This is a genomic window from Shouchella oshimensis, assembly GCF_004375095.1.
In the GTDB taxonomy this organism is placed as follows: Bacteria; Bacillota; Bacilli; order Bacillales; family Bacillaceae_D; genus Shouchella; species Shouchella oshimensis.
Window position 1 is genome coordinate 838,830 of the sequence record NZ_SNUX01000002.1, and the last position, 11,974, is coordinate 850,803.

The 11,974-nt window shown below is 40.5% G+C and carries 13 protein-coding genes; 11 read left to right on the top strand and 2 right to left on the bottom strand.

Annotated elements, in window-relative coordinates:
- Window positions 1-97 precede the first annotated feature (97 nt).
- Window positions 98-238, bottom strand: coding sequence for a lmo0937 family membrane protein (locus E2L03_RS10140; RefSeq protein ID WP_124741506.1), 141 nt, complete (start codon window positions 236-238; stop codon window positions 98-100).
- Window positions 239-458: 220 nt separating this feature from the next.
- Between E2L03_RS10140 and E2L03_RS10145 the strand changes: the two genes are divergently transcribed.
- The 9 genes from E2L03_RS10145 (at window position 459) to E2L03_RS10185 (ending at window position 10,224) form a co-directional block, all read left to right on the top strand.
- The gene (locus tag E2L03_RS10145; protein WP_134259120.1) at window positions 459-893 is read left to right on the top strand and encodes a stage II sporulation protein P; all 435 of its coding nucleotides are present in this window, start codon (window positions 459-461) and stop codon (window positions 891-893) included.
- 145 nt (window positions 894-1,038) lie between these two features.
- Window positions 1,039-1,656 carry an NUDIX hydrolase gene (locus E2L03_RS10150; RefSeq protein WP_134259121.1) on the top strand — a complete coding sequence of 206 codons (618 nt, stop codon included), beginning with the start codon at window positions 1,039-1,041 and terminating at the stop codon, window positions 1,654-1,656.
- A 123-nt stretch (window positions 1,657-1,779) separates the two neighbouring features.
- The gene (locus E2L03_RS10155) at window positions 1,780-2,643 is read left to right on the top strand and encodes a M23 family metallopeptidase (protein ID WP_055735628.1); all 864 of its coding nucleotides are present in this window, start codon (window positions 1,780-1,782) and stop codon (window positions 2,641-2,643) included.
- Between the two features lie 74 nt (window positions 2,644-2,717).
- Window positions 2,718-4,505, top strand: a complete 1,788-nt coding sequence (locus tag E2L03_RS10160) for a S9 family peptidase (RefSeq protein ID WP_055735629.1) — start codon at window positions 2,718-2,720, stop codon at window positions 4,503-4,505.
- Window positions 4,502-5,728: an MFS transporter gene (locus tag E2L03_RS10165; RefSeq protein WP_055735630.1), complete on the top strand. Its 1,227-nt coding sequence runs from the start codon at window positions 4,502-4,504 to the stop codon at window positions 5,726-5,728. Before E2L03_RS10160 ends, E2L03_RS10165 begins: the two co-directional genes overlap by 4 nt.
- Before the next feature lie 87 nt (window positions 5,729-5,815).
- Window positions 5,816-7,177 (top strand): NADP-specific glutamate dehydrogenase, encoded by a 1,362-nt coding sequence (gene gdhA / locus E2L03_RS10170; protein ID WP_055735631.1) that lies wholly within the window; start codon window positions 5,816-5,818, stop codon window positions 7,175-7,177.
- A 118-nt stretch (window positions 7,178-7,295) separates the two neighbouring features.
- Complete coding sequence (locus E2L03_RS10175) at window positions 7,296-7,829, top strand: dihydrofolate reductase family protein (RefSeq protein ID WP_236702356.1); 534 nt, start codon at window positions 7,296-7,298, stop codon at window positions 7,827-7,829.
- Between the two features lie 258 nt (window positions 7,830-8,087).
- Entirely contained in the window at window positions 8,088-9,455 is a 1,368-nt protein-coding gene (locus E2L03_RS10180; protein WP_038477462.1) for a sodium-dependent transporter, read from the top strand.
- A 355-nt stretch (window positions 9,456-9,810) separates the two neighbouring features.
- A complete protein-coding gene (locus E2L03_RS10185; protein ID WP_038477465.1) occupies window positions 9,811-10,224 on the top strand; it encodes a PaaI family thioesterase in 414 nt (137 codons plus the stop codon).
- 39 nt (window positions 10,225-10,263) lie between these two features.
- Here the strand turns inward: E2L03_RS10185 and E2L03_RS10190 are convergent, their stop codons facing one another.
- A complete protein-coding gene (locus E2L03_RS10190) occupies window positions 10,264-10,476 on the bottom strand; it encodes a hypothetical protein (RefSeq protein ID WP_038477468.1) in 213 nt (70 codons plus the stop codon).
- 132 nt (window positions 10,477-10,608) lie between these two features.
- On the opposite strand from E2L03_RS10190, the gene E2L03_RS10195 reads away from it, so the two are divergent.
- Both E2L03_RS10195 and E2L03_RS10200 read left to right on the top strand, forming a co-directional pair.
- Entirely contained in the window at window positions 10,609-11,664 is a 1,056-nt protein-coding gene (locus E2L03_RS10195; protein ID WP_055735632.1) for an MBL fold metallo-hydrolase, read from the top strand.
- The gene (locus tag E2L03_RS10200) at window positions 11,651-11,938 is read left to right on the top strand and encodes a DUF3006 domain-containing protein (protein ID WP_166740266.1); all 288 of its coding nucleotides are present in this window, start codon (window positions 11,651-11,653) and stop codon (window positions 11,936-11,938) included. The genes E2L03_RS10195 and E2L03_RS10200 overlap by 14 nt, the downstream gene beginning before the upstream one ends.
- The last annotated feature ends 36 nt before the right edge of the window (window positions 11,939-11,974 follow it).

Below are 11,974 nucleotides of genomic sequence, written 5' to 3' on the forward strand. Positions count from 1 at the left end.
GAAGGTCTGTTTCTTAGCTGTTGGAAAAAGTGAGCATGAAAGAGAACGATTTAGTAGGAAACAAAACCCCGACACGATAAACGATGTCGGGGTTTTGTTATTTTCGACCTTTCACGAGCTGAACGATTAATACAATTAATGCAACAATCAGAAGTAAATTAATAAAGCCACCGGCAACATCAAGCACAAGTCCGACGAGCCATACAGCAAGAATGATGCCAAGAATGGTCCAAAGCATAATGAAGTCCTCCTTATTTGAAAGTCATATTACTATAATCCCCTATTGTGTAAACAGATAAACATTGGCTGTGATTTTTACTGCCTTGTTATCACGCCGTTTCAACCAATGGGTCATTTGGAGAAGAAACCTCACTTTAAACATAAAAGAAAAATGACATATTATGAACGTTACTTTCATAGAATACTAGGACAGCATTTATTTCTAAGGAGGACGAGTCGTGCACAAATGGTTGATAACGAGTCTGTTGATCATGCCTTTGTTTCTAGGAGGGGAACAGGAACAAGAAGACAACATCGAAGTAGAATGGACAAGCTCTATAGAAGTAGATTATCGAGTAGGAGAAGAGCAGTTATCAAAAGCATACTCTACCTTGGCTACGAACGAGGGTAGCCAAGCGAGAATTCTAATTGAGATTGATACAGCTTCTGCGCATGGTGAAGAACTGCTTTTGCTGGCAAAAGAACTTCACTTGGAATTGGAAGAAAAGGAACCCGGTTTAAGTCGGGGCATTATTGCTAAATCCGATTTATCTCCACAGCAGCGTCATGTGAAAGTGACGATTGGGGGCGTTGACAACACAAGCGAAGAATTAGAGAATTCATTGTCGTTAGTGAAAGAACTAGTAAATCAGCTTGAACAGAAGGCGTTATAAGGCGTTTGTCCGTTTAGCGGCAAACGTTTTTTTTTTTGCTTACTGTCCTGACGATTGACATTTCTCTATTGTAGGTACAAACTCAAATGGTAGAAAAAGGAACAATGGAACAAGATTTAATAATGAATAATGAGGTGGATGAAACGTGGAACCGAAATGGTTATTATGGGCAAAACAAATCCAAGGGATTGCGCAATCAGGAAGAGCTTTTTCAAAGGATCCGTACGATCAAGAGCGATACAAAGAATTACTAGATTTAAGTGCTGACATCCTAGCTACTTATGGAGATGTAGATACAGAGATTGTGAAAGCATTATTTGCTAGGGAATCGGGCTATCAAACCCCAAAAGTGGATGTCCGTGGCGTCGTCTTTCAACACGAAAAAATCTTGTTAGTTCGTGAAAAAGCAGAACAAAAGTGGTCGTTACCGGGAGGTTTTTGTGATGTTGGACTGTCGGCAAAGGAGAATGTTGAGAAAGAAATAGTTGAAGAGGCTGGGTTTCGGACGAAGGCAAGCAAGCTACTAGCTCTTTATGATATGCAAAAGCATGGACATCCTCCTCAGCCCTTTCATTATTATAAAGTGTTCTTACAATGCGACATTATAAATGGTATTGCAACAAAAGGTCTCGAAACCGATCAAGTGATGTTTTTTTCAAAAAACGAGTTGCCTGAACTATCGGCGAATCGGAATACAGAAGAACAGATTTTGTCTATGTTTTCTTTTATGAATGAGCCAAATCAACCTCCATATTTTGATTAAATAATTCGTGACGAAACTGGGAACAGCATTTACAAAAACAGTAGGGACTGCGAAAATAAAATGAAACCTTTTTCGGAGAAGCAAAGTAAAGAAAGTAGATTAATGTATGATGGAGTGTGAAAAATGAAAAAAACGGTTAATGTGACACCCTCCCATTTCATAGAAAACTTACAAAAGAAAGACTATCGTTCTATTTATGAGCAATTAAGTGTGAATTATCAAGGTGAACTAAGCTATGAAGCGCTTGAAGCTATCTGTGAAGAGGTAATGAAGGATCATCCAACATTCGAACTGGTTTCTAGGATGGCTTTACAGGAGTTTATGGAACATCAGTGGTTGGCAAAAGAAGAACGACTTGGTATTCGAGCCTGGTTTACAGAAGATGGACGTATTCATTTCCTTCATTTTATGCCAGTAAGCATGAATGCAAACAGCGACAATGTTCTTACAGCAAACACCTATCAATTTCCTTTTAAAGGAGAGTGGATGACATTTTGGGGCGGACAGAATGAAATCCTTAATTATCATTATCCGTTTGAATCACAGCGCTATGCCTATGATTTTGACGTTAACCGTAATGGCTTTACATTTGATGGTGCACCTGATCAAAACGAAAACTATTACGCTTTTGGCAAAGAAGTATTCGCACCTTGTAAAGGGAAAGTGGAAGCGGTTGTATCGAATCAAAAGGATGTGACACCGGGAACGGTGACAAACGAAACAGAACCGTTTGGAAACTATGTAATTCTAGCCCATGAGCATGATGAATACAGTCTCATTTGTCATTTAAAAGAAAATAGTATAACGGTTAGAGAAGGAGACAGAGTAGAGCAAGGTGCTTTGCTTGGACAATGTGGCAATTCTGGTCATACCTCTGAGCCTCATATCCATTTTCAAGTGATGAACGGTCGTGACCCGTATAGTGCGGTATCCATTCGTATAAAAAGTGAAAAGGAGCCTGTTCGAGGTACATTCGTTTGTGTGTAGGATGAGGCGTCCTTCCTTTAAAAAACTGAAAGTTAAAATGATTCTATCCAATGGGAATAAAAGGGGCGATCAACATGATACCATTTAAAAAGCCAGATGTACGTGCATTTCTAAAATCATATTCCATAAAAACATTTGCAGTCAGTCCTGATGCGCAAACCATTGTCTTTCAAGCAGACTTCACAGGAGCTCCAGAATTATGGGCGATGGAACGAGGGACAGGGTTTCCATACCAGTTAACAACGATTGGTCAAAGTGTATACGATCTCCGCTTTAGCAAGGATAGCAGCTACATCCTTGCCAGTTTTGATTATGATGGAGATGAAAAACCACAAATTTATGCACTTCCTTTAAAGGGTGGGGAACTTACACCAATTCGAACCCTTCCAGGAACACACTTTTTTGTTCATGCCCAGTCTGAAGATGGAAAACGATTGTATTATACATCCGATGAGTCGAACAAAACGTATTTTGATATTTGTGCGTACGATATTGAAACAGAACAAGAGCGTACATTGGTAAAAGGAGACGATGCAAGACTTTATCTATCTTCTTTGAGTCAAGATGAAAAAGTATTTACCTATGCTAAATTTTACAGCAACACATCGATTGTCGGATACTTATGGAACAATGGAAAAAGTGAGCCATTAATTCCGGGAGCTGACAATGAGCATGTGACAGGAGATAGTACGTTAGGAAAAGATGGAACCGTTTACTTTTCAACGAATGCGGGAGAGGAATTTAGCTATCTTGCTCGGTATAGCCCAGTGTCAAAGACGTTTGAAAAGTTGTTTCAACTCGATCAAGAATCAATAAAGAGTGTACATCTATCAGAGGACGAATCTTTTTTATATGTCGTGGCTTCAGCAGGTGTGCAAGATAAATGTTATTCCTTTACCGTTGAAACAGGTGCCTCAAATGAGCTTTCATTGCCTGTCACCATTGTAGAAAAGCTACTAATGACCAATTCAGGAGAACTCATTGTACTTGGTTCAACACCGACCAAACCAAAGAATATGTATCGATACACGCAGGGCGATTGGGTGCAGCTAACGGATGTACGTATTATGGGTTTAGAGGAAAAGGAATTAAGTGAGCCTGAAGTCATTCGCTATTCTTCATACGATGGTTTAGAAATAGAAGCGCTTCTTTATCAACCACATAACGAAAACAAGAATGGTTACACGGTGTTGCTTCCCCACGGAGGACCTCAATGGGCAGATGTATTAAGCTATGATGCACAGGCTCAAATTCTTGCTTACGAAGGCTACCAAGTGTTCTCGCCGAACTATCGAGGATCGACTCGTTATGGAGCGACATTTACGAAGCTTGTAGAGGGAGACTGGGGAGAAGGCCCGCGCCTTGATATCCTTGAGGGCTTAGATTATTTAGAATCAAAGGGTCAGCTACAACCAGATAAGGTTATTGTTTTAGGTGGGAGTTACGGTGGATACATGACTTTATTGCTTCATGGACGCCATCCAGAACGGTTTCAAGCAGCAGTGGATATTTGTGGGGTTTCCAATTTATTTAGCTTTATTGAAACGGTACCTGAATCGTGGAAACCAATCATGGATCGTTGGGTTGGTCATCCCGAGCGAGATAAGGACCGTTTGGTAAAAGATTCACCTATTACCTATCTGGAGAAAATGACAAAACCTATGCTCGTTGTGCAAGGTGCAAACGATCCTAGAGTAGTGAAGGAAGAATCAGATCAAATTGTAGAGGCACTTCAAAAACAAGGTACCGAGATTGAATACTTGGTATTTGATGATGAAGGGCATGGATTTACGAAAATAGAAAATCGCATTTCCCTCTATGAGACGGTAATTCGGTTTTTAAAGAGACATCTTCACGCATGAAGAGCTGGAAGCAACCAGCTCTTCTTTTAACGACAACAGGGCTTTCTGCTATTGGGGACTTTATTTATTTAATTGTTATGAACATCCTTGTGTTTCAATTGACTGGATCAGCAGTGGCAGTTGCTGGATTTTGGATTATCTCTCCACTTGTAAACATAGTAACGAAATTTTGGACAGGCAGCTTTATAGACTATAGGAGCAAACGGCAGATTATGATGGCAACGTACATCATACGTGCAATTGGTATAGCACTTATTCCTTTTGCACCTACTATGTTTGCTATCTATGTCATCCTAGTGGGGTTAAGTGTAAGCCAATCTTTCTTTTTCCCAGCTTCGCTAACCTATACGACAATGCTTGTTCCAATGGAAAAACGAAAACGCTTTAATGCAATACGTGCATTTGTATCGTCAAGTGCGTTTATTATCGGACCGGCAATTGGTGGGGCGCTTATTCTTTTGTTTTCCACTTCTGTAACACTGTGGATAAATGCGTGTTTGTTTTTACTTGCATTCGCTCTGTTAACCTGTTTACCAGAAGAGAGGAAGGGCGATATCCAGACGAAGCCACCCCGATTAACGCTAGCTTTAATCAAGTCAGATGTAATGGTAGTGTTTTCGTTTGTGAAAAAACAATCCTATGTGATGGGAATTTATATCGCCTTTCAAGTAACGTTTTTGTTTAGCTTTCCGATGGATGTTCAAGAAGTCGTGTTTATTCAAAATGCCGTTGGCTTGTCTGAACTCGACTATAGCTTGCTCGTTAGTATAACAGGCATTGGCGCATGTGGATCAGCTATCCTGCTGTCTGTATTTGCAAATCGGTTTCCGCTACGTTGGATGATCGCAAGTGGTATGGTCTTTACGACACTAGGATATGTTCTATATGCCGTCTCATGGTCGTTTACTTCCATCGCTATAGGTTTTGTCATTTTAGGTTTTTTTAATGTCATTGTTAATGCAGGAATGACAACCTTTTATCAAAATCATGTTCCTGTCACGATGATGGGGCGTGTCACAAGTATGGTTCAGTTAGGACAAAGTATTGGTCAAGTTTTTCTCGTAATTGTAACAGGGATAACCATTGATATGCTTTCTCTTCGCACAACCATTGTTGCTCTCTCTTTATTCATGACAATTGTAGCGATAGGGTTTGCTATTCAAGTTCTTCGAAAGAAGCATCGACGTTATTTTATTGAACAGGAAATCGTAAACAGAGCGTGAAAGGTTGGCAACCTTAAAAGGGGCTGCTGTTTGCGTTTAACCAGAATCAAAAAAGGGGAGAAGGTGTAGAAATAAGGAGGTCGTGTTATGACTACAATAAAAAAACAAGATGCCAAAGCTTATGTGGACCAGGTTATTGGTCAAGTGAAAGAAAAAAATCCGAGCCAGCCTGAATTTTATCAAGCGGTGCAAGAAGTAGCCAAGTCTCTCATTCCATTATTCGAGAAATCACCTCATTACATGGATTATGCCATTTTAGAACGAATGGTGGAACCAGATAGATTCATATCATTTCGTGTGGCATGGACCGATGACGACGGAAAGATTCATGTAAACCGTGGCTATCGTGTTCAGTTCAACAATGCGATCGGTCCTTATAAGGGAGGCCTTCGCTTTGACCCATCTGTAAATGAAAGTGTCGTAAAATTTCTTGGGTTCGACCAAATTTTTAAAAATGCGTTAACCGATCAAGCAATTGGTGGTGGAAAAGGCGGTGCAGACTTTGATCCAAGAGGAAAATCCGATATGGAAATTATGCGCTTTACACAAAGTTTTATGAACGAGCTGTCTAAGTATATTGGACCAAACGTGGATGTTCCTGCTGGCGATATTGGAGTGGGAGGACGCGAGATTGATTATATGGTCGGCCAGTACAAGCGATTGCGCGGTGCCTTTGAAAAAGGAGCTTTTACAGGAAAAGGAATAGAGGTAGGTGGAAGTTTGATGCGTACCGAATCTACAGGATACGGTGCGGTTTACTTTGCTGAAGAGATGCTCAAAGATGAACAGGACAAGCTAGAAGGAAAGCGCATCATCGTCTCTGGAGCTGGTAAAGTCTCTCTTTACGCCATGGAGAAGGCTGTCGATTTAGGGGCAGTAGTTGTGGCTTGCAGTGATTCAAGCGGGTATATTTATAAGGAAGAAGGATTAGATGTTAAAACGATTAAGCAAGTAAAAGAGCAAGAACGCAAGCCTCTTTCGGCTTATCTTGATCATGATCAAGATGCAACCTATAACGAGGAAGACCGGATGTGGAACCTGTCCTGTGATCTCGCTTTTCCTTGCGCCACTCAAAATGAATTAGACGAAGATGATGCTAAAGCCCTTGTTCAGAATGGTGCCATTGCTGTGATAGAGGGTGCGAATATGCCTTGTACAGAAAAAGCCATTACGTATTTTCAGAAACATACGATTCAATTCGGTCCTGGAAAAGCCGCGAATGCTGGTGGAGTAGCGGTTTCCGCTTTAGAAATGGCACAAAATAGTTCAAGAGTTTATTGGTCTTTCGAAGAGATTGATAACATGTTACAAGAGATTATGGCAAGTATTTATAAGAAAAGCGCTACTGCTGCAAAGGAATTTGACTTAGAAGGTGATTTCATAGCTGGTGCAAATATCGCCGCATTTAGAAAAGTCGCTGATGTAATGGTCGCCCAAGGAATTATTTAATTTTATCGGAAGCAGGAGATTAATGATACCCAACATCATTAATCTTTTTTAATGTGACATGAACTGTCATCATTTTCGGATAGACTAAACGTATCGAACGAAAAGGAGTTGGTAGAAGGTGACTAAACGAAAAGTCATGTTGTTTATTGCGACAAGTTTGGATGGGTACATAGCGACAAAAGAAGAGAAGCTAGATTGGTTATTTGCAGTAGAAGGAGAAGGTGATAATGGTTTTTCAACGTTTTATCAAACTGTAGACACTGTTGTGATGGGGCGTAAAACGTTTGATTGGATAAAGAACGAGATGGAGGAGTATCCCTATCAAGATAAAGAAAGCTATGTATTTACTCGTTCGAAAACTCGCGCGCATTCGTATGCTCAATTTACAAATGAGAATGTCAAATCATTTTTTACGACATTGAAGCAACAAGAAGGGAAGGCCATATGGCTAGTAGGGGGAGGCGACCTACTTAAGACTTGCTTAGAGGAAGAGCTCATTGATGAAATCATTGTCACTGTTGCGCCCAAAATGATTGGAGAAGGGATAGCGTTGTTTCAAGAAGGCGAGTATCATGTGAATTTACATTTGTTAGGAGTCCAAACGTTCAATCAGTTTGTTGAATTACATTATAAAGTAGAGAAAGAAACGTAAAGCGTAGAGGAGAGATGTTTTTATGACAAGATGATTTATGAAAAAGCCTAAGGTTCAATGAAAGTGTAGACATCACCTTGGAAGATAGCGACTTAGCGTATATCTCCCCTATGAAACGGCATGGCAGTATCGAACGCAAACCATAATTGGAGATTACTGGAATGGAATGCTTGTTGCTCTTTTTACAGCCGTAATGGTAGGCTTAATGACAAGAGAAAAGAATGAATGACTCTTGTTAGTTAGGAAGGGAGCTTTACTATGGAAAAACAACAATGGTCCTCAAAATACGGCTTTATCTTAGCCGCTGCAGGATCAGCAATTGGGTTAGGAGCGATATGGAAATTTCCGTACGTAGCAGGAAGTAATGGAGGTGGCGCTTTTTTCCTTATTTTTATTTTGTTCACCTTACTTGTAGGGTTACCGTTACTTATTGGCGAATTTGTTATCGGACGGAGTACACAAAAGAATGCCGTTGATTCATACAAAACGATAGCACCTGGAACGGCATGGCATCGTCTAGGAAACCTTGGCATGATTACAGCGTTTCTATTGCTGTCCTTTTACAGTGTAGTAGGTGGATGGATTGTTATTTATATTTGGAAGGTAGTTACAGGTGAATTAGCAGGGTTAGACGGCGAAGCATACGGCGCCATTTTAAATCAAACCATAGCAGATCCGTTTCTTGTGATTATCGGTCATTTATTCTTCATGCTATTTGTGATTATTGTAGTAGCGAAAGGTGTACAAGCTGGAATTGAAAAAGCAAGTGTCATTATGATGCCGGCATTATTTATTTTATTTCTAGTCATAGTCGTTCGCTCCGTGACGTTAGACGGTGCAATGGAAGGAATTGAATTTCTACTTATTCCTGATTTTAGTCAATTAACGAGTGATGGTGTGTTATTTGCAATGGGGCAGTCATTCTTTGCTTTAAGCCTAGGGATTTCAGTGATGGTCACATATAGCTCTTACTTATCGAAGGAAGAGAATTTAATTCAGTCGGCAAGTGCGATTGTGATTATGAACTTCATTGTTGCACTGCTAGCAGGGTTAGCCATTTTTCCAGCTGTCTTTTCATTCGGTCTAAGTCCTGATGAAGGACCAGCATTAATCTTTGCTGTCTTGCCAACTGTATTTAGCCAGATGCCTTTTGGAATGGGCTTCCTCCTTATTTTTCTTATCTTGTTTTTATTCGCTGCTCTTACTTCTGCATTCTCCATGCTTGAAATTATCGTGGCAGCACAAACAAGAGGTGATGTAAATAAGCGTAAAAAGTCTGCTTGGATCATTGGTCTTGCGATCTTTATCGTTGGTATACCATCTGCTTTATCGTATGGTATCTGGTCTGATTTCACGATCTTTGGTCAAATCTTTTTTGATGCGGTCGATTTTCTAGTGAGCAACATTCTATTACCAGTAGGGGCATTATTAATTGCGATCTTTATTCCGTTACGTATGAAAAAAGAAGTATTATATGCAGAGTTTAGCGCTGGGAATACAGCTGGTCGTAGATTATTTGCTGCGTGGCTACTGTTTATTCGAATCGTTGTACCAGTTGCGATTGTAGTCGTGTTTCTACATGCTTTAGGCATTTTTGATTGGTTAATTGATGTAATAAAAGGATGAGAAATGAAGCATTGATGCGACGGTATTTCTTTCATGAAAGATCGAACAGATTGTTTTAAAACGATAAGGTAAATGGATTAATGGCAATGAGTATCATCCATGGTACAATTCTCGGTCCCGCCCTAGGTGGGGCCAGATGTACCCTTATGAAACGACTGAAAAACCAGTAGAAGTGAGCAGCTACCTCTAGACCTTGGTCATGAAAATGCAGGAATGAGCGGCATTCTGCTGTAGATAGATTCCTCAATGTATTCCCTTAAAGGTCCATTTTGTATAGAGACAAACATGAGAATAAGAGTGGAAGCAGCTGAAGATAAACGGAAAAATGAAAACGTTTTAAAACGGAGGATTGTTTATGTCGAACCCTTTAATGGATGTCATTCATTTTAAAAAAGAACCGCCACCGTGTGATACCTTCACAGGAGTTGAAATAGTGGAAGCGCATGAGGGAATGGCTCATGCCATTTGGCGACCAACTGAACAAATGCTTAATGGAAATGGTGTTGTGATGGGTGGGTTTGTTTCATCAGCTGCGGATGTAGCAATGGCGTATGCAATCTCTTCCTTAATGAACGATAAGCAACTGTTTGCTTCTGTTACCCTTAATGTTGCTTTTCACCGCCCGGCTCTTCCTGGAGAAATTGAAGTAAAAGCAGTCGTTGAAAAATTTGGACGTACCATGAGTTATGTGACAGCTAATTTGTATCAAAACGATAAACTGGTTGCAAGCGCTGTTTCATCTGTTTTGGTACATGAAGTCAACGATTAAGCTTAGAAATAAAGAGTCGAGACGTGCACGACTCTTTTTTTAATAGAAAATGAAATAAAACAATGCAACTGCGCCACCGATGATTAAGTAGATTACGCGCATGTTTCCTTTCGGTTCTTTAAAAAACAAAAATAAGAAATAGGCCACGATGCTAGCAATGAAGAAGCGAATCAATGTAGGATCATTATACAAAACGGCAATAACGCCGATGACAAGAAGGAACGCACGAAACACATAGTCAATCAATTTCAAGGAAGACCACCTACTTTCTGTTACCAAGAGATATGGTATCAAGAAGAATAGAAAGTGTCAAAAGAGGGTGGTCTATTTAAATGGTGATTGATACACTTGGAGTAAATAAAAAAGGATAAAAACGGAGGAAACATGACTCGAAAATGGATTTTAACTATAGTGTGCCTCTTACTAGTAACGGCTTGTGCAGGAGCTGATACGCCATCTACATCACTCGCAGCCGATGCGCCAATTTTGGCTGTACATTACATAGACGTAGGTCAAGCAGAAGCCACTCTCGTAACATGGGAACAGGATGAACAAGCATTCAACATGCTGATTGATACAGGCGACTGGAATGACCAGACTACCATTGAGTACTTACATGAACAGGGCGTCGATGAGCTAGATCTAGTGGTAGGCACTCACCCCCACGCTGATCATATCGGTCAAATGGCAGACGTCATCAACGAATTTACTGTGTTGGAGGCTTGGATGTCCGGAGATGAAACAGATACCCTTGTTTTTGAACGGACATTAGATGCGGTGTTAGAACATGAGGTGGATTACCACGAGCCAAGAGCCGGTGAGCAAGTTGAAATAGGTGGTGTTACCATTGATGTACTTCATCCTGAAACCCTTAATGGCGATTTAAACAACGGATCCATTGTGATGAAATTGACATATGGAGAGGTGTCTTTTTTGTTTACAGGTGATGTAGAGCTACAAGGGGAAGAAGACATGCTCGATCGAGGTCAACATTTACAGGCAACCGTCTTAAGCATGCCGCATCATGGGTCAAATACATCGTCATCAGAGCCTTTTATAGAGGCTGTTCAACCTTCCTATGCGATTTACTCTGCAGGTGTTGACAACGCCTATGACCACCCAGGGGAAGAAGCTCTTGAAGTAGTGCGAGGAACAGGTGCTACGATTTATGGTACGGATGAAGTCGGAACCATTATTGTTTCTACAGACGGAACTACTGTAGCTATACAAAGTGAACGAGAAGAGGCAGATTGTGTCAATATCAACAAGGCAAGTGTAAAAGAGCTAGAGCAAATTGCGGAAATTGGACCAAGTCGGGCACAACAAATAGTAGACCTTAGACCGTTTGCAGCCCTTGATGAATTAACAGATGTAGATGGAATTGGTGAAGCAAGACTAAAGACCATTAAGGAAGAAGGGATTGCTTGTGTCGGACAGTAAGTATCATGGTGTTGTCGATCGCGTGACGAATGGGATCGCCGTCATTCTCGTTGACTCCTTACAAAAACAATTTGAAATGAGACAACAGGATTTACCAATTGATGCAAAAGAAGGCACTTGGCTTTCGCTCACTTTAGATAACTCCCACGCACATGTTTTAAACGCTACTGTTGACCATACTCAACAAAAAAAGAAACAACATACCATTCGAGAAAAATTAAATCAAGTAAGAGAACAGTCGTCTAAAAATAGCAAACGAAAGAGAAAGCACTAATGCATGAGCCTCAAAGGAATAAGCCTTTGAGGCTTT

Bases quoted from the DNA above. Each gene is read 5' to 3' on its own strand.
- E2L03_RS10140 (WP_124741506.1), bottom strand. From the start codon at position 238: ATGCTTTGGACCATTCTTGGCATCATTCTTGCTGTATGGCTCGTCGGA.
- E2L03_RS10155 (WP_055735628.1), top strand. From the start codon at position 1,780: ATGAAAAAAACGGTTAATGTGACACCCTCCCATTTCATAGAAAACTTA.
- E2L03_RS10160 (WP_055735629.1), top strand. From the start codon at position 2,718: ATGATACCATTTAAAAAGCCAGATGTACGTGCATTTCTAAAATCATAT.
- E2L03_RS10165 (WP_055735630.1), top strand. From the start codon at position 4,502: ATGAAGAGCTGGAAGCAACCAGCTCTTCTTTTAACGACAACAGGGCTT.
- gdhA (WP_055735631.1), top strand. From the start codon at position 5,816: ATGACTACAATAAAAAAACAAGATGCCAAAGCTTATGTGGACCAGGTT.
- E2L03_RS10180 (WP_038477462.1), top strand. From the start codon at position 8,088: ATGGAAAAACAACAATGGTCCTCAAAATACGGCTTTATCTTAGCCGCT.
- E2L03_RS10185 (WP_038477465.1), top strand. From the start codon at position 9,811: ATGTCGAACCCTTTAATGGATGTCATTCATTTTAAAAAAGAACCGCCA.
- E2L03_RS10195 (WP_055735632.1), top strand. From the start codon at position 10,609: ATGACTCGAAAATGGATTTTAACTATAGTGTGCCTCTTACTAGTAACG.